Source organism: Nonomuraea sp. NPDC050451 (genome assembly GCF_044458585.1).
The window spans coordinates 378801-394527 of record NZ_JBITHZ010000006.1 but is presented as its reverse complement, the minus strand read 5'-3'; the positions used below and the strand labels follow the sequence as shown (position 1 = coordinate 394527).

General features: G+C 70.3%; 15 protein-coding genes and 1 pseudogene. 10 read left to right on the top strand and 6 right to left on the bottom strand.

Translation table 11 applies throughout. The features are described from left to right. Positions 1 to 140: 140 nt before the first annotated feature. Positions 141 to 665 (bottom strand): annotated as a pseudogene (locus ACIBI9_RS22700) (maleylpyruvate isomerase family mycothiol-dependent enzyme); the annotation flags it as partial. A gap of 230 nt (positions 666 to 895) precedes the next feature. Next, positions 896 to 1510: a TetR/AcrR family transcriptional regulator gene (locus ACIBI9_RS22695; RefSeq protein ID WP_397224130.1), complete on the bottom strand. Its 615-nt coding sequence runs from the start codon at positions 1508 to 1510 to the stop codon at positions 896 to 898. A 221-nt stretch (positions 1511 to 1731) separates the two neighbouring features. Between ACIBI9_RS22695 and ACIBI9_RS22690 the strand changes: the two genes are divergently transcribed. From ACIBI9_RS22690 to ACIBI9_RS22675, 4 genes are all read left to right on the top strand, one after another. Further along, positions 1732 to 3216, top strand: a complete 1485-nt coding sequence (locus ACIBI9_RS22690; protein ID WP_397224129.1) for an MFS transporter — start codon at positions 1732 to 1734, stop codon at positions 3214 to 3216. Between the two features lie 174 nt (positions 3217 to 3390). Beyond that, positions 3391 to 4347 (top strand): D-alanine--D-alanine ligase family protein, encoded by a 957-nt coding sequence (locus ACIBI9_RS22685; RefSeq protein ID WP_397224128.1) that lies wholly within the window; start codon positions 3391 to 3393, stop codon positions 4345 to 4347. After that, positions 4344 to 5729 carry a UDP-N-acetylmuramoyl-tripeptide--D-alanyl-D-alanine ligase gene (gene murF, locus ACIBI9_RS22680; protein ID WP_397224127.1) on the top strand — a complete coding sequence of 462 codons (1386 nt, stop codon included), beginning with the start codon at positions 4344 to 4346 and terminating at the stop codon, positions 5727 to 5729. Before ACIBI9_RS22685 ends, murF begins: the two co-directional genes overlap by 4 nt. A 51-nt stretch (positions 5730 to 5780) precedes the next feature. Further along, on the top strand, positions 5781 to 6473 hold the full coding sequence (locus tag ACIBI9_RS22675; protein WP_397224126.1) for an aspartate/glutamate racemase family protein: 693 nt from the start codon (positions 5781 to 5783) through the stop codon (positions 6471 to 6473). Positions 6474 to 6522: 49 nt separating this feature from the next. Here ACIBI9_RS22675 and ACIBI9_RS22670 read toward each other — a convergent pair whose 3' ends face one another. Both ACIBI9_RS22670 and vanY-N read right to left on the bottom strand, forming a co-directional pair. Further along, a complete protein-coding gene (locus ACIBI9_RS22670) occupies positions 6523 to 8511 on the bottom strand; it encodes an ATP-binding protein (protein ID WP_397224125.1) in 1989 nt (662 codons plus the stop codon). 189 nt (positions 8512 to 8700) lie between these two features. Beyond that, the gene (gene vanY-N, locus ACIBI9_RS22665; RefSeq protein ID WP_397224124.1) at positions 8701 to 9273 is read right to left on the bottom strand and encodes a D,D-peptidase/D,D-carboxypeptidase VanY-N; all 573 of its coding nucleotides are present in this window, start codon (positions 9271 to 9273) and stop codon (positions 8701 to 8703) included. A 243-nt stretch (positions 9274 to 9516) separates the two neighbouring features. Here vanY-N and ACIBI9_RS22660 point away from each other — a divergent pair, with 243 nt between their 5' ends. From ACIBI9_RS22660 to ACIBI9_RS22640, 5 genes are all read left to right on the top strand, one after another. Then, positions 9517 to 10545, top strand: coding sequence for an aspartyl protease family protein (locus tag ACIBI9_RS22660; RefSeq protein WP_397224123.1), 1029 nt, complete (start codon positions 9517 to 9519; stop codon positions 10543 to 10545). 331 nt (positions 10546 to 10876) lie between these two features. Further along, positions 10877 to 11551, top strand: a complete 675-nt coding sequence (locus tag ACIBI9_RS22655) for a response regulator (RefSeq protein WP_397224122.1) — start codon at positions 10877 to 10879, stop codon at positions 11549 to 11551. 8 nt (positions 11552 to 11559) lie between these two features. Then, complete coding sequence (locus ACIBI9_RS22650) at positions 11560 to 13035, top strand: ATP-binding protein (RefSeq protein WP_397224121.1); 1476 nt, start codon at positions 11560 to 11562, stop codon at positions 13033 to 13035. Beyond that, entirely contained in the window at positions 13032 to 13526 is a 495-nt protein-coding gene (locus tag ACIBI9_RS22645; protein ID WP_397224120.1) for a GerMN domain-containing protein, read from the top strand. The genes ACIBI9_RS22650 and ACIBI9_RS22645 overlap by 4 nt, the downstream gene beginning before the upstream one ends. Positions 13527 to 13574: 48 nt before the next feature. Continuing rightward, positions 13575 to 14057 (top strand): hypothetical protein, encoded by a 483-nt coding sequence (locus ACIBI9_RS22640; RefSeq protein ID WP_397224119.1) that lies wholly within the window; start codon positions 13575 to 13577, stop codon positions 14055 to 14057. A 139-nt stretch (positions 14058 to 14196) separates the two neighbouring features. Here the strand turns inward: ACIBI9_RS22640 and ACIBI9_RS22635 are convergent, their stop codons facing one another. Both ACIBI9_RS22635 and ACIBI9_RS22630 read right to left on the bottom strand, forming a co-directional pair. Next, positions 14197 to 14586, bottom strand: a complete 390-nt coding sequence (locus tag ACIBI9_RS22635; RefSeq protein ID WP_397224118.1) for a VOC family protein — start codon at positions 14584 to 14586, stop codon at positions 14197 to 14199. A gap of 34 nt (positions 14587 to 14620) precedes the next feature. Continuing rightward, a complete protein-coding gene (locus ACIBI9_RS22630) occupies positions 14621 to 14836 on the bottom strand; it encodes a hypothetical protein (RefSeq protein WP_397224117.1) in 216 nt (71 codons plus the stop codon). An 86-nt stretch (positions 14837 to 14922) separates the two neighbouring features. On the opposite strand from ACIBI9_RS22630, the gene ACIBI9_RS22625 reads away from it, so the two are divergent. After that, entirely contained in the window at positions 14923 to 15570 is a 648-nt protein-coding gene (locus ACIBI9_RS22625) for a TetR/AcrR family transcriptional regulator (protein WP_397224116.1), read from the top strand. The last annotated feature ends 157 nt before the right edge of the window (positions 15571 to 15727 follow it).

Below are 15727 nucleotides of genomic sequence, written 5' to 3'. Positions count from 1 at the left end.
CAGGCCGAGCCCGCAACCCAGTTCGCGCCACGGGCGTCGCTCACGGCCCGCCCCTCAGTCGTTCGCCGCACGACGAACGAGGCGTGTCTCTCATCCCTCGCCTCGCCGGTCCGCACGGCGGCTGATCGCCAGGTGTCTCCTCAGAGGAAAACGCGAGCAATGTCAAGCCACTTCTGCGCATCCTCGCCGACTGCCGTGAGGTCAGTCTGGGCTCGGGACCTGCGGTGGGTGACGCGAAGGCAGAAGTCGAGGGCACTGCCCTGAACCCGTTGCATGGCATCTTCTGGGCCCCATACCCAGGTCTGGCCATCGGGACCAGTCAGCTCGACGCGGAACGGCTCTGCCGGAACAGGCAATTGGGCAGCATAGAACGACAGCTCTCGCCCTATCACTCCCAACGAGGCCACATGCTGGAGCCGGCCCGTCGGACGGCGTGATACACCCAGCGCATCGAAAACGTCCTGCCCGTGAGCCCACGTTTCCATCAGCCGAAGCGGCACCATGAGCGCTGCGGTCAGCTGCGAGCCGTACCAGGGAAACCCATGCTCCAGTGGAACGTCACGTAGCTCCGCCGCCACCTCGGTCCGACCAGCGCGCCATTGTTCCAGCAGTACCGATCGCGGTTTGGCCGCTCCCGCGGCGGCGTCGAGATCAGCGTATTGGCTGCCTGCGGCTTCCGCCTGCTATACCAGGGCGTCAAGCTCGTCCCCTTCAGCCACCAAGTCGGGCAGAGCAAGGTCGGGCTCCACACCGGACAGGTCAAGGCCGTAGTTCAACATCGGTGTCACCTCCACACCTTTGGACGGCAAAGTTGATCTAGTGCGGTCAGGCTACCTGAGGTTGATCTCGGCAAGTGTGCGGACGAGCCGGCAGCCTTGCGTTCGAGCGGTGATCCTCACGGACGGGGCACGACTCCGCTGCTGAGGGCGTCGAACAGGCGCTCCAGGCGGGCGCGGTGGTCGTCTGCGACGGTGTCGGCCGGTTCTCCGGCAATCAGGCGCCGGGCGGTCTCCACCAGCACTGCGGTGTAGCCGGCGACGAAGAAGGCGGCGAACAGCGGGGCATCGCCGTCGAAGACCGGGTCGTCTTCGAGCTCGCTCGCGAGGGTCTGCTGGAGGTCGGCGGCGATCTCCCTGGCGCGGGCGACCAGCGCGGGCGAGGCCGCGACGGTCCGGAAGAAGGGGACGGACCCGTCCTTGAGGCCGGACAGGGCGTGCCGCTCCTCGAGGAGGCGGAACGCCGTATCGCGCAGGGACTGGAGCACTCCGGCGTCCGGGGCGCGGTCGCGTACCGCTGAGCGCAGGAGCCCGACGGCGTCGACCTCGCGGTCCAGCAGGAGGTCCTCCTTGCGCGGGAAGTGCTTGAAAACCGTCACGGCCGAGACCCCGGCCTCCCGCGCGACCTCGGTGACCGTGACCGTGTCGAATCCGCGTTCGAGGAACAGCCGGGTCGCGACCTCCGAGATCTTCGCGCGCGTCCGCGGTCCGCCTCGCGCTCCGGTCCTGGGCATCCCGACCTCACTTACTTGTGTCACTTAATTTAGTCACATAACCTAGTGGCATGCACTCCGAACAGATAACTGTCATTGTCGCCGGAGCAGGCCTCAGTGCGACCGCGTCCCGTGGGGGGTGGAAGTGATCGGCCCGCGCGAGCGGCCGGATCGCCCCGTGCCGGACCGCGCCCGTGCCGATCAGGGTCCCCGCCGGGATCACGACGTGAAGGGGGTCCTCCATGAATGAGATGGCTGCGGGCCGGCCTGGTCGTACTCCCCGGTCGCTGCGGGAGGCGTGGGTCGCGCTGGCGGGGCTGTCGGCGGTGTTCCTCTTCGAGATGCTGGACAACTCGATCCTTAACGTCGCGCTGCCCGTGATCGGACGCGAACTGCACGCCTCGACGACCGCGTTGCAGTGGGTGACGGGCGCCTATGCGGTCGTGTTCGGCGGGTCCATGCTGGCGTTCGGCGCGATCGCCGATCGGTTCGGCCGGCGGCGGATCATGCTGATCGGGCTGGTCCTGCTCGGCGTGGCGAGCCTGGCGACCGCCGTGGTCACCACCGCCGAGCAGCTGATCGCCGTCCGGGCGACGATGGGAGTCGCCGCGGCGATGACGACCCCGGGATCGATGGCGCTGGCGTTCCGGCTGTTCGACGAGGACGGCCTGCGCGTGCGCGCGCTGACCCTCATCTCGACCGTGGGCCTGGTCGGGCTCGCGATCGGCCCGACGGCGGGCGGCCTGGTGCTGGCGATCGCGCCCTGGCAGGTCCTGCTGCTGGTGAACGCGCCGGTCGCCGTGCTCGCGTTTCTCGGCGTGCGCTCCGGCATCGCCGCCGACGACCCGGCCGGCCTCCACCGCGACCCCCTCGACGTCCCCGGGATGCTGCTGGGCACGGCGACGATCGTGCTCGCGCTCCTCACGCCGACGCTGTTCGTGGACGAGGGCGCCGGCTCCTGGGCGCCCTGGGCGGGCACCGCCGCGGCCGCCGTGACGGCGATCTGCTTCGTCCTGCGCGAGCGCCTGGCCCGCCATCCGCTGCTCGACCTGAAGCTCCTCGCCCTTCCCCTGGTTTCCAGCGGCCTGGCCTACAAGGCCGCCGCCGGGCTGGCGACCGCCGGACTCGGTTACCTGGTGACGCTGCAGTTGCAGCTCGACTGGGGCTGGACGCCCGCACTGGCCGCCATCGGGATGCTGCCGCAGGTCGTCGTCCTCATCGCGGGCAGCGCGTTCGTCAACCCGTTCGTGCGGCGCGTCGGCCTGGACCGGGCCGCCTGGATCAGCACCGCGGCGGTCGTGTCCGGCCTCGCCGTCTACGGCCTGCTCGGCCGGTTCGGCTACCTGTGGGTCGCGATCGCGCTCGTGCTCGTGGCGGCCGGGATGCGCGTGGTCGGCGTCGTCGCCGGGCTCAACGTGGTCCGCGGCCTGCCCGAGAACCGGACCACAATCGGCGCCGCGCTCGTCGACACCGCCACCGAGGTCACCTCCGGCACCGGCATCGCCATCACCGGCACCATCCTCGCCGCCCTGTTCACCGGCGACATCGCCACCTCCCACTGGAGCCCGCAGCAGACCGGCGAGTTCCACCAGGCCGTCACCATCGCGGGCCTCACCCTCACCACCGTCGCGACGGCCCTCGTCGGCTGGGGGATCGCCCGCACCCGGCACGCCGCCGGCGACCAGGCGGCCGCTCCCCTCCACGACACCGTCCCCCAGGACGCCTGACACCCTCGATCCGGTCGCGGCACACCGCGGATGCGTTTTGGTCAGGAACTGGACAGCGAATGGCCTGGGAACTGGTCAGGCGAAGAGCCGACACTCGGCGGGCCGGTCCCGCGGCGGCGAACACCGTGCCGCCGGCGGTGCTGTCTTCGTGCCACTGAGGAAGGCTGATCGATCGTGACTGAACGCGTACGCGTGGCTGTGCTGGCGGGTGGGCCGTCCGCCGAGCATGAGGTGTCGTTGCAGTCGGCACAGGCTGTGCTCGATGCTCTGCCGAGGGATCTGTACGAGCCCGTCGCCGTCATCATCGACCGGCAGGGCAGGTGGCCGGTGGAGCTGCGACGCGATCTGGCGGACGTGGTCTTCCCCGTGCTGCACGGGCCGTTCGGCGAGGACGGCGTCGTCCAGGGGCACCTGGAGACGCTGGGCATCCCGTACGTGGGCTGCGGCGTCCTGGCCTCTGCCGTGGCCATGAACAAGGTCGCGATGCGGCGCACGTTCCTGGCGGAGGACATTCCGGTCACCCCACAGGTGTGGTTCACCGAGCACGAATGGCGCACCACCACCGACTACTGGGGTCTGGTGAAGTCGCTCGACTGGCCGATGTACGTCAAACCGGCCAACATGGGCTCCTCCATCGGCATCTCACGTGTCACCTCCATGGAGGAGCTGCGCGCGGGCGTGGAGCTGGCGTTGGCCTACGACCGGGTGGTCGTCGTCGAGCAGGGCGTGACCGCGCGCGAGCTCATCTGCGGCGTGCTCGGCGGCCATGACACTCCTGATGCTTCGGTGCCCGGCGAGCTCATCGTGCCCGGCGACTGGCTCGACTATGAGGCCAAGTACCTCAGCCAGGCCGAGATCGCCATCATCCCCGCCGTGCTGCCGGAACGGGTGGCCGAGGAGGTGCGCGAGCTGTCGCTGCGCGCCTTCCGGGCGATCGGCGGCTACGGCCTTTCCCGCGTGGACTTCCTCTATGAGGAGGGCACGGGACGCCTGTACGTGCTGGAGATCAACACCATGCCCGGTTTCACCTCCCGTTCCGTCTACGCCAGGGCCTGGGCCGAAAGCGGTGTCCCGTACCCGGACCTGCTGCGCCGCCTGATCGACCTCGCGTTCGCCAGGAGCGGCTCATGATCCCCATGACGCTGAACAGGATCGCGCAGGTCGTCGGCGCAAGCCTGTATGACGTGCGCGACCCGCAGGAGCTGGTGACGGCGCCCTCGGCGGTCGACTCCCGCGAGGTGGTGCCTGGCGGCCTGTTCGCCGCGACGGTCGGCGCCCGCGTTGACGGTCACGACTACGCGGCCGGTGCCGTCGCGGGCGGCGCCGTCGCCGTGCTGGCCTCAAGGCCCGTCGGCGTGCCCGCCCTCGTGGTCGAGGACGTCCAGCTCGCGATCGGCCTGCTGGCCAGGCACCTGCTCGAACACATCAGCCCGACCGTGATCGGCCTGACCGGCTCCGTGGGCAAGACCACGACCAAGGACCTGCTGGCCCAGGTGCTCGAACGGCACGCCGCGACGGTCGCCACCGACAGGTCGTTCAACAACGAGCTCGGGCTGCCGCTCACCGTGCTGCGCGCCGACGCCGCAACCCGATACCTGGTGCTGGAAATGGGTGCGGGCCGGAAGGGCGACCTGACGTACCTGACCGGGCTCGCACCGCCCGAGATCGGGCTGGTGCTCAATGTCGGCACCGCGCATGTGGAGCGTATGGGAGTCGGGCCGGCCGACGTGGCCGAGGCCAAAGGCGAGCTGGTCGCGGCGCTTCCGGCGGACGGGTTCGCCCTGCTCAACGCCGACGACCCGTACGTCATGGGCATGGCCGGCCGCACCAGGGCCCGGATTCTGTTGTACGGCGGGTCGGCGCAGGCACAGGTGCGAGCCGAGGATGTGCGGATGGACGACCGGGCGCGAACCGCGTTCGAGTTGGTGACGCCCTCCGGGCGGGCCCCGGTCGAGCTCGACCTCATAGGCGAGCACCAGGTGAGCAACGCCCTGGCCGCCGCCGCCGTCGCCACCGTACTCGGCCTGGGCGTCGCCGAGATCGCCGATGGGCTGAACGCCGCACGGCGGCGCTCCGCGGGCCGGCTGGAGATCGTCGAACGACCGGACGGCATCACCGTCGTCGACGACGCCTACAACGCCAACCCCGAATCCATGCGGGCCGGGCTGCGGGCGGTGAAGGCTCTGGCCGGCACCCGTCGTACCGTCGCCGTGCTCGGCGCGATGGGGCAGCAGGCGGAGGCCTCCCGCGCCCGGCACGCGGAGGTGGGCCGGCTCGTCGCCGACCTCCGCTTCGACGTGCTGATCGCGGTCGGAGCAGGGGATCCGCTCGCGATGGCGGAGGCAGCGGAGTCCTCGAACCCGGGCGTGACCGTCCACGCCGTCGAGGACGTGGCCGGGGCTCTCAGGCTGGCCACCGCGCTTCTCGAACCGGGAGACGTGGTGTTCGTCAAGGCTTCCAGCGAGATCGGGCTCGGTGCCTGCGCCCGTGCGCTGGCAGCGCCGCTGAGCTGAGCGAAGGCACTTTCCCCTACCTGCCCACACAAGCTGGCGAAACGGAGTTTCATGCGCACTATCGGTCTCATCGGCGGGTTGAGCTGGGAATCGACGGTGATCTACTACCAGATCATCAACCAGCGGGTACGCGAGCGACTCGGCGGCAGCCATTCCGCCAACAGCCTCATCTGGTCGGTCGACTACACGACCGTCGAGGACCTCATCTTCGCCGACCGCTGGGACGAGGTGAGTACGTTGCTGACCGGTGCGGGCAGGAAACTGGAGGAGCTCGGCGCCGATTTCCTGCTCATCTGCAGCAACACCTTCAACCGGGTCAGCGACGACGTGGAGCGGGCCGTGAGCGTGCCCGTCCTGCACATCGCCGACGTCCTGGGCGCCGAGATCCGCGCCAGGGGCATGCGCAAGGTCGGTCTGCTGGGCACTCGCTTCACCATGGAGCAGCCCTTCTACCGGGATCGGCTGGCCGCCCACGGCTTCGACGTGGTCGTCCCGCGGCGTGAGCAGCGCGAACTGGTCCATCGCGTGATCTTCGACGAACTGGTACGCGGGGTGCTCCGGGAATCGTCCAGGGACGCGTACGCCCAGATCATCGATGATTTCGCGGACGACGGCGCTGAAGGCGTCATCCTCGGCTGCACGGAGATCGAGCTGCTGATCAGTGAGAAGGACAGCGCCATCCCGGTGCTGCCGAGCGCTCGACTGCACGCGGAGGCGGCGGCCGGCTTCGCGCTCGCCGACTGACACGCCCTCGGTCGCGTTCGTTGCCGCCGCGCCGGCACGATGTGGCGGCTCAGGTGGATCGGTACGCCGGCGCGTCGGTGCCATGCAGCTCCCGGTGCCACAGGTCGGCGCAGACACGTTCGATGCCGGCCGTCAGATGGCGGCGGTAGGTGGTGAAAGGGAGGCCGAGTCGTTTCGCGGCCAGCTCCTGGGTGGGCGTGCCGCGAAGGAACGTGACGGACAGCGCCCGGTGGGACTTGACCGAGCGCGGATCCTCACGCAGGTCGTCGATCGCCTGACGGAGCAGGTCACCCAGTGCCGTGGCCGGGTTCTGCCCGGCCCGCTCGGCGATCAGTCTGGTGCGCGTCAGCGGGGAAGCGGCCAGCGCGTCCAGCCGCGACAACTGGCGCAACGCCTTGCGAACCGCCTCGGCGAACTCCGCCTGGGACAGCACCGCCAGTTCCGCCGTCGCGGCATTCGGGCCGCCGGCAGGCCCCGCGACGAGCAGTTGGTTCATCCGCTCCAGCCACGCCTGCGCGGGCACCGCGCGCCAGTCATGAACGAGCAGGGTGTACGCGTCATCCCCCGGCCGTGGCTGCTCGGAGATGTCATGCATCCCGAAATGCCGTAAATGCTCCACCCACGCTTGGTTCGGATGCCGTATCTCGATATATGACCATGCCATCCGTTCGGACCGCAGACAATTGCCGATCACTCGCCACTGGATCACATCCATCACCCGCGAGTTCCCGCGATACGGCGGCAGCGCCCACAGCCGGCTGACCGCCAGGTGTTCACCGGCGCGCAACGGCGTGGTGGCACGCGCATGCGCCCACGCCATGGCCACGACGGGATCGGCCGTCAGCTCCTCCTCATCGAGTTCCGCCAACCGCAACCACGCGGAGAAGGCCACGGGCTCGCCGGTTTCGGTCCGCCGATACAGCCGGAACGCCTCCAGTTGCCGTTCCGCCCAGAAGGCGGCGCAGGCCGCGGACGCCGCGCCCTCCGCCGCCGTCGCCACCCGGAGCAACGTGCCGATGTCCTCCTCCCGCAACGCCTCTTCCTGGAACTCGCCCTCGCCGTGGCGGCCGTGGAAATCGGCCGGGTCCCCGTTGTCGCGATGCAGGTAGAGCAGTGCCGCCACCGCGCCGAGCACGTCCGCATCGCTCGCCGTGCGCACCCTTTCCGCCAGATGCGCATGAATGCGGTCGTGCATCACCGCGTACCCCGCGGGATCCCGCCATCGCAGGTCCGCCTCCAGCACCTCCCGTACCACGTCGTGCGGAAACAGCCCGAGGCTGCTCGACTCCACGAACGGCAACCGCCGCAACCACCGGAACAACGTCCCGGCGTCCTCCGGCAAGACCGCCCGCAACAGGTCCTCCGTCGTCATGTACGCATGCGCGCAGATCTCCAGAGCACGCCGATGCGCCGCCGAAGGCAACTCGCCCACCAGCTGGTCCAGCAACGTGGCCACCACGTCCTGATTCGGCATCCACCGCCTGCCGGCCCCGCCGTCCTTCACCGCCACGGCCGCCCCCAGCAGCAGCGCCAGCGGATGGCCACCGGCGAAGGCCAGCAGCGGCTCGCGCGACTCGGCCGGCACCCCGGAGGAGTCCATCAGGGCCTGCGCGTCTCCGGCCCGCAGGTCGCGCAGCGGCAGCACCTCCAACGCGCCCGCCCATCCCGGATCCGCCTGCCACCGCATATCCGGCGGGTTCCGCCCCGCGACCACCACCAGCGCTCCCATGGGCACCCGCGGCAGGAACCGCTCGACCAGCCATCCCTCCAGGCCCTGAATCCGTTCGAAGTTGTCGACCAGCAGCACCGCGTCCGCATCGCGAAGCACCAGCTCGGACGCCGCCGGCGACGGCTCCAACATGCGCCCGTCCACCATGGACACCGGCCGCCCCGCCACCGCGGCCTCGTGAGCGAACCGCCGCAACAAGGCCGACTTGCCGATGCCGCCGGGACCGTGCACGTACAGAACGCTGCAGCCGCCGCCGTACAACGCCGCGTTGAAAACCGCGAGCTCTTCCTCCCGCCCCACGAACGCCATCTCGCGCGCTGCTTGCAGGCGCCATCCCAGCGAGCCGGGCCTGTTGTCATCCGATGACATACCCCTGACACCTCTCCGAACGCCCGGGTCGAACCCTTGGGCGCGCTGGTCGGATCATCGGTTCGGTTCTCGGGCGCAAACCCGTCAACGTCCCCGAATCGCACACGTGGACTCGGACCCGGACCTGGGCTATACCTGGTCCCCGTTCTCGATGACGTAGCCCACGCCAGGGTGAGGTCGTCGTCGTGGTGGCGTGCCGCCGCTGTCGGGGCGGTACTCGAAGTGCCACCACTCGTTGTCGTACATGCGGTAGAGGTCGTAGCGGGCGCCGTGTTCCTCGAGCCAGCGCGCGCCTTCGTGGGGGCGCACGTCCAGCGCGATGCCCTTGACATGGGAGGATTCCGCCGCCGGTAACACGAGCATGCGTGCCGAGACCGGGGAGCCGGAGCGGCGCACCTCCTCGTCGAACATCCGTTGCTGGACATGGGGATCGCGGTATCCCGAGGTGAGGCCGAGGAGCTGGCCGTGACGCCACAGCGCCTCGGTGCGCGCCGCGGTGAACGCCGCCATGGCTCCGTCGGTGAGCCCGGTGAGGTCCTCAGCGGGGAATCGCATCCCCAACGCCCAGCAGCAGGCCAGTTCGCGGGCGCGGCCGGGACGGCGGACGAACGCCGCGGGCAGCAGGAGCACGGCGAGCACCAGCGTGGCCACGGCGTACAGCCGGTCTCGGGGCCGGGGTGGGATGGTGCGTGGTTCGCTCATGACGAACCACGATCGGCGCCGAATGTGCGCGCGTCGTGCGCTGCATGTCACCGTTTTTCGACGGCGCGACCGTCGGCGGCGGCCGTGACACAACCATGACGCGGCGCGTACGAAGCGGGGACACGGACGGTCGACAGTGGATGGGATCGACCGGCGGGCGAGTTACGGAGCGTGCTGTGACCGTCCGTTGGACTACGGCGAAGATGATCAAGAAAGGAGGCAGGCCTTGGTTGGTGACGGGGAATGGGACCGGCGTTCGCTGTTGCGGGGCGCCGCCGTGCCGGCCGGCGCGGCTATGTCGGGCTGCTGTCCAACCGGTTCCCCGACGCCGAGAAATACCTCAAGATGGCCATCGAGCTGGCGCCCGGCGACAAGGACGCCAACCTGTTCCTGGGCGACTGCTACATCCGGCAGGACAAGTTCTCCCTCGCCGTACCACGTTGGCAAGCGGCCGGCAGGGAGGTCTACGCCAAATGGTTCGCGGCGGTCCGCGGCGAGCCGTACCGGATCCACGGCGACATCGCGCGGCTGCCCTGGCAGCAGACGGACCCGTTTCCGCTGGTAGAGGCCTCGATCAACGGCGGACCGCCGAAGCGCTTCACGTTCTACACCGGCGCCGGGTGGCTGGGCATGTCCTCGAAGGTAGCCGAGGCCGGGCTGAGCGCCGTCGCCAGCCAGAAGATCGATTACTTGGGCGGCACCGCGTGGCAGTACTTCGGGGTGCTGGACTCCTTCAAGCTGGGCGGCATCGAACTGCGCAACATCCCCGTGGAGTGGTCGGAAACAGATACGCCAGAGGAGCCCAACGACGGCATCATCGGCACGTGGGTCTTCTACCACTTGCTGACCATCTTCGACTACGCGGGCCGGTCGCTGATCCTGCGCCGCCGGACCCCCGAAACGGCCAGGGAGGCACGCGCCGACGCCACCCGGGCGGGCGCAGAGCCCCTGCCGCTGTGGCTGGCCCGTGAGCACATGCTGCACAGCAGGGGCAGCATCGCCGGCTCCGGAACACGGGTGGTGGCCGTGCCCATCGGCGGAACCGGCGAGATCGCCGCGGGCATGTCCGGGGACACGGCCGAGCAGTTGGGGATCCGCCTCGGCAACGCCGCCGCCAAGGAGGTCTACTGCTACGCGAACCCGAGCCAGTCGCTCGCCCCCTTCGGGTTCGACGTGCTCGCCCACTTCTCCCACAGCTTCTACAAGCCCTACAACGTCACCCTCGACTTCACCGACATGAACCTCTACATCGCCCGCGGCAAGGCCACCTGATCGCCGCGACCGCACAGGGTGGTGTCCCGGGCGCCGCGGCAGCACGGCGAGCACCAGCGTGACCGCGGCCTACAGCCGGTCTTCGGGCCGAGATGGGATGGTGCGTGGTTCGTTCATGACGAACTACCATTGGCGCCGAATGTGCGCACGTCGTCCGCCGCATGTCAGGGTTCATCGACGGCTGCGACTGTCGGCGCGACCGTCGGCGCGACCGTCGGCGCGACCGTGACGCAACCATGACACGGCGCGGACGAGGCGGGGACACAACCGGCCGACAGTGGATGGGTGAACCGGCGGGCGAGTTATGGAGCGTGCTGTGATACTCGGCGGGGTGTCGCGAGTGTTGTTGATCGAGGATGACCCGGCTGTGCGGGAGGGCCTTGACCTGGCCCTGACCCGGCATGGGCACCGGGTGAGCGCAGTGGAGTCCGGCGAGCAGGGGCTGGACCGGCTGCGTATGGACCTTCCCGACGTCGTCGTGCTCGATCTGATGCTGCCTGGCATGGACGGGTTCGAGGTCTGCCGCCGCATCCGGGCCACCGGTGACGTACCGATCATCATGCTGACCGCGCGCGGCGACGACATGGACGTGGTGGCCGGGTTGGAGGCGGGCGCCGACGACTACGTGGTCAAGCCGGTGCAGCCCAGGGTGCTCGAGGCACGCATCCGCGCGGTGCTCCGGCGGATCGGCCGTGACCAGGCGGAGCTGGAGCGGTACGGGGACCTGACCATCGATCGGGCCGGGCTGGTGGTCGCCAACCGCGGCGTGCCGGTCAGCCTCGCCCCGACCGAGCTGCGCCTGCTGCTCGAGCTCTCCGGCACGCCGGGCCGGGTGCACAGCCGCCAGCAGCTGCTGGAATCGGTGTGGGAGCACGGATATTTCGGCGACTCGCGTCTCGTGGACGCGTGCGTGCAGCGGTTGCGCGCGAAGATCGAGGACGACTCGGCGGCGCCCGTCTACGTGCAGACGGTGCGTGGGTTCGGATACCGGTTCGGGCCGGTGTGAAGCCGCCGGTGGCACCTCGGCCGAGCCTGGGGCTGCGTGCCCGCCTGTTGTCCGCGTTCGCACTGCTGTGTGTGGTCACCGCGGCGGCGGTGGCCGGCGGGCTCTACGTCCAGGCCCGCAACGACATCCTGCAGCGGACCCAGGATGCCGCGGTGCAGGCGATGAGAAGCCGCCTGGAGGCGGTCTTCCCGTTGCGGAGTGCGACGCCGGGCCCGACCGAGCTCGGCGACATCGCCGCCGCCGTGCCGGACCAGAACAGCGTGGAGTTCGCGGTCGCCATCTACCGCGAGATGCACTCGCCGGTTGCCCCGCCGGGGGGCTGGAGGCCGGGCGGGAGGGTGCTGGACTTGGATCTCGGGGTGATTTCACCAAGGTTGCGGCAGGAGGTGGCCGGCGGCGAGATCGCGTGGCAACGCGTGGTGCGGCAGGGCACGCCCTGGCTGATCATCGGTGCGCCGTTGCTGATCGTCGAGCCGGACGGGACGACGCGGGTGTCCGGCATCGAGGTCTACGGCGCGCGCAGCCTGCTTGCCGAACAGCGCAGCATCGACGGGCTCGCCGCACGCGCCTGGCTCACCGGCGGGGCGGCCCTGGCGTTCGCGGTCGTCCTGGCGTTGCTGGCCACGCGTGGTGTGCTGCGCCCGGTGCGCGAGCTCGGCCGGGCGGCACGCCTGCTGGGCGAGGGCGAGATGCGGACCAGGATCGCGGTCCGCGGCACCGATGAGCTGGCCGACGTGGCACGCACGTTCAACAACACCGCCGCGGAGCTGGAACGGCACGTCAAGCAGCTGCGCGAGATGGAGGCCGACGCCCGCCGGTTCGTGGCCGACGTGTCCCACGAGCTGCGCACCCCGCTGGCCGCGCTCGCCGCGGTCGCCGACGTCCTCGACGAGGAGGCGGCCCGGCTGCCCGAGCCCGCCGGCAGGGCCGCCAGGCTGGTCAGCCAGGAGACGCTCAACCTGACCGGGCTGGTGAACGACCTCATCGAGATCAGCAGGTTCGACTCCGGCGTCGCGGCCCTCGCGCTGAACGAGGTCGACGTGGCCGAGCTGGTGCCCGCGAGCCTGCGTACGCGGGGCTGGTCGGAGCAGGTGCACACCGAGCTGCCACCCGCGGTGACGGCACAGCTGGACCCGCGCCGGGTGGACGTCATCCTCGCGAACCTGGTCGGCAACGCCCTGAGGCACGGCGAGCCACCGGTGTCGGTACGGCTTACCGCCGACCCGCACTGGATCGCTCTCGAGGTCCGCGACCACGGGCCGGGGCTGGACGAAGCGGTGCTGCCGCACGTGTTCGACCGGTTCTACAAGGCCAGCGCGGCCAGGGCCAGGTCCGAGGGCAGCGGCCTCGGCCTCGCCATCGCGCGGGAGAACGCGCGCCTGCACCGAGGCGACCTCACCGTCACCAACGCCCCGGACGGCGGCGCCGTGTTCACGCTGCGCCTGCCACGCCGGGCACACGATCCGGACGGAGGCCCCGAGTGAGGACCGGGCTCGCCCGCCGCGTGCTCGCCGCGGGCCTCGTATCGCTCGTCGCCGTGACCGGCTGCGGCGTGCAACCCAGCGACGCCATCGGCGCCGGCGCCCCGCCGAGCGGACCCGTCGCACCGAACATCCCGCCGGCCATGAAGATCACCCTCTATCTGGTGAAGGACGGCCGGCTCAGCGCGGTAACGCGGCCCGGTCGTCGACTGCCCCCAGCGGACACGCTCGCGCTGCTGGCTGCCGAACCCACCGCGACGGAACAGGCGGACGGACTCACCACCGACGTCCCGCCCGAAGCCGGCCCGTTCTCGGTGACCACCAAGCCCGCCGGCCGCTTGGTGGTGACCCTGTCCACTCCGGCGGGCGAACTGTCCGCGCTGGCCGTCGCGCAGATCGTGTGCACGGCCGCCGCCACGGCGCCGGAAAGCCCTGCCCAGATCACCGTCGTCGGTGCAGGGCAGAGCGTCGGCCCCCGGATCTGCCCGGGGTAACGGTAACTTCGGGCAGATCGCCGTGGCCTTGGTCGGATCGGGTGGGGCGTGCGGCGGGCGGTGGTGGCGACGTCGATGACCGCAGCGGCGGATGGTGGCCACCTGGCGTTCCAGCGTGGCACGCGCGCTTACCGGGTCGCCCGGCCGGTCGCCGGGGGGTGTCACCAGGTCGGCGGGCCAGTCCCACCAGGCGGCCCGCAGCAGTCGTCCGACGTCGGCGTCGGCGAAGCGGCGGCGGACGTCCTGGCCGGGTTCCCGCCGACGATCGTGTACGGCGGGACGGACGTCGGCGGCGACCACGGCGCCGTCGCCGATGGTCACCCCGGGCATGACGGCGGCCTGGTAGCCGAACCACGCGTCATTGCCGACCAGACGCCGCGTCCGCCGTATTCGGTGTTCGTCTCACCGGGGCGCGTCATCTGCGGGTCGGCCCTGCATGAGAATCTGCTCGACTCCGGGCAGTTCGGCGAACTGGAGCAGCACTCCCTCATCCAGCAGGACGTTGGTGAACGGCCCCAGGAAGGCGCGTGACGGTCCTTGGCGGCGATGATGGCGTGGTTGAAGGTCGCGGGTATAGCGGTTTCTCCTGTTCAAGGGGGAAGTGACGTGGCGAGTGCGTTCCCACACATCGCGGTGCCGCTCAGCAGGGCGCCTTTGTCGTGGAGGCGGGTCAGCGGTGTTCGGGGGCGGCCCATTCGACGAACTGGACGATCACGCCGTTGGGGTCGGTGACCTGGAACAAGGCTTCGCCCCAGGGCTCCTGGCGCAGCGGCATGGTGATCTGCGCCCCGGCGTCGCGCAGCCGCTTTTCCTGCTCGGCCAGGCCGCCGGCGAGGGTGAAGGCGAGGATCAGACCGCCGGCACGCTGGTCGCGCTGCTCGGGCGGCAGCACCTCGATGCCGCGGGCGAGCAGAACGATGTCGACCGCGTCGTCGCGCGACAGGGAGGCGAAGCCGTCGGCGGCCTGCTGGACGGTGTAGCCCAGGTAGGTGGTGAAGAACGCCTGGGAGGCGGCGACGTCGTCGACGGTCAGCGAGACAGTGGAAGCGATGAACTGCACGGGATCTCCTGTGGTGCGGGGGGGTGGGGTGGCGTCAGTAGCTGCGGCGCCGGGGGACGATGCGCATGCCCCGGACTTGTTGCGACGCGCGGATGCTGTGGTCGGACGGCGGACGACGCAGTTCGGCGCCGTGCAGCGGGGCCCGCTCGGGCTGCTGCGACCGGGGCACGCGAGCGAACTCGACCATGGGCACGGCGGCGTCGTGGGTGGGCTTGCGCATGAGCGTCCTCCTTCGGAGTCGGTGTTCCATCGCGCATAAATTTACGACGGAGGTAAATTTAGCCCGAGACGCCCAAGGCTGTCAACATAAAGATACTACGAGGGTAAGATTGCGTCATGGCTACCCAGACTTCCGCCCCGGTCGCCGGCCTGCGCGAGACCAAGAAGCACGAGACCCGGCAGCTCATCTCCGACCACGCGACCCGGCTGTTCATCGCCCAGGGCTTCGAGCAGACGACCATCGCCGAGATCGCCGCCGCGGCCCGCGTCGCCAAGAAGACCGTCACCAACTACTTCCCGCGTAAGGAAGACCTGGCCCTGGACCACCAGGAGGAGTTCGCCGCCTCCCTGGCCCGTGCCGTCACCGCACGACGCCCAGGGGAATCAGCGCTGGCCGCGCTGCGCCGCGCGTTCGCCGACGCCGTGGTTGCCCAGGACCCGGTCGCCGGATTCTCCGGCCAGGAGTTCGCCTGCATGATCGCCGACAGCCCCACCCTGACCGCCTGCCTGCGCGGCCTGCACGACCAGCGTGAACACCACCTCACCCAGAGGCTCGCCGACGTCACTGCCGCTCGGTCCGACGACATCACCGTGCAGACCGCCGCCGCCCTGCTGGGCACCGTCCACCGCGTGCTGTTCCACCGCATCCAGACCCTCACCCTCGCCGGACACCCCAACGACCAGATCGCCCACACGATCGCCGCCGAAGCCACCCAGGCCTTCGACTTGCTGGAGCCCGCCCTGGCCGACTACGCCTCCGCCTGATGTGAGTCATCGGACCCGCTGTCCGGGCAGGCTCGGCGCCGGGCAGTCGCCGGCGGCGCCCCGGCGAGGGGGACCCGATCGAGTCGCGGCCGCGTCGCTTGGCCTCGGGCAGCCCATCGTGGCGGCGCACGTATACGGCTGCTTCGCGACCGTGGTC

Excerpts from the sequence above, each read along its gene's own strand:
- ACIBI9_RS22695 (WP_397224130.1), bottom strand. The coding sequence starts at position 1,510 with ATGCCCAGGACCGGAGCGCGAGGCGGACCGCGGACGCGCGCGAAGATC.
- ACIBI9_RS22690 (WP_397224129.1), top strand. The coding sequence starts at position 1,732 with ATGAATGAGATGGCTGCGGGCCGGCCTGGTCGTACTCCCCGGTCGCTG.
- murF (WP_397224127.1), top strand. The coding sequence starts at position 4,344 with ATGATCCCCATGACGCTGAACAGGATCGCGCAGGTCGTCGGCGCAAGC.
- ACIBI9_RS22675 (WP_397224126.1), top strand. The coding sequence starts at position 5,781 with ATGCGCACTATCGGTCTCATCGGCGGGTTGAGCTGGGAATCGACGGTG.
- ACIBI9_RS22670 (WP_397224125.1), bottom strand. The coding sequence starts at position 8,511 with ATGGCGTTCGTGGGGCGGGAGGAAGAGCTCGCGGTTTTCAACGCGGCG.
- vanY-N (WP_397224124.1), bottom strand. The coding sequence starts at position 9,273 with ATGAGCGAACCACGCACCATCCCACCCCGGCCCCGAGACCGGCTGTAC.
- ACIBI9_RS22660 (WP_397224123.1), top strand. The coding sequence starts at position 9,517 with ATGGGACCGGCGTTCGCTGTTGCGGGGCGCCGCCGTGCCGGCCGGCGC.
- ACIBI9_RS22630 (WP_397224117.1), bottom strand. The coding sequence starts at position 14,836 with ATGGAACACCGACTCCGAAGGAGGACGCTCATGCGCAAGCCCACCCAC.
- ACIBI9_RS22625 (WP_397224116.1), top strand. The coding sequence starts at position 14,923 with ATGGCTACCCAGACTTCCGCCCCGGTCGCCGGCCTGCGCGAGACCAAG.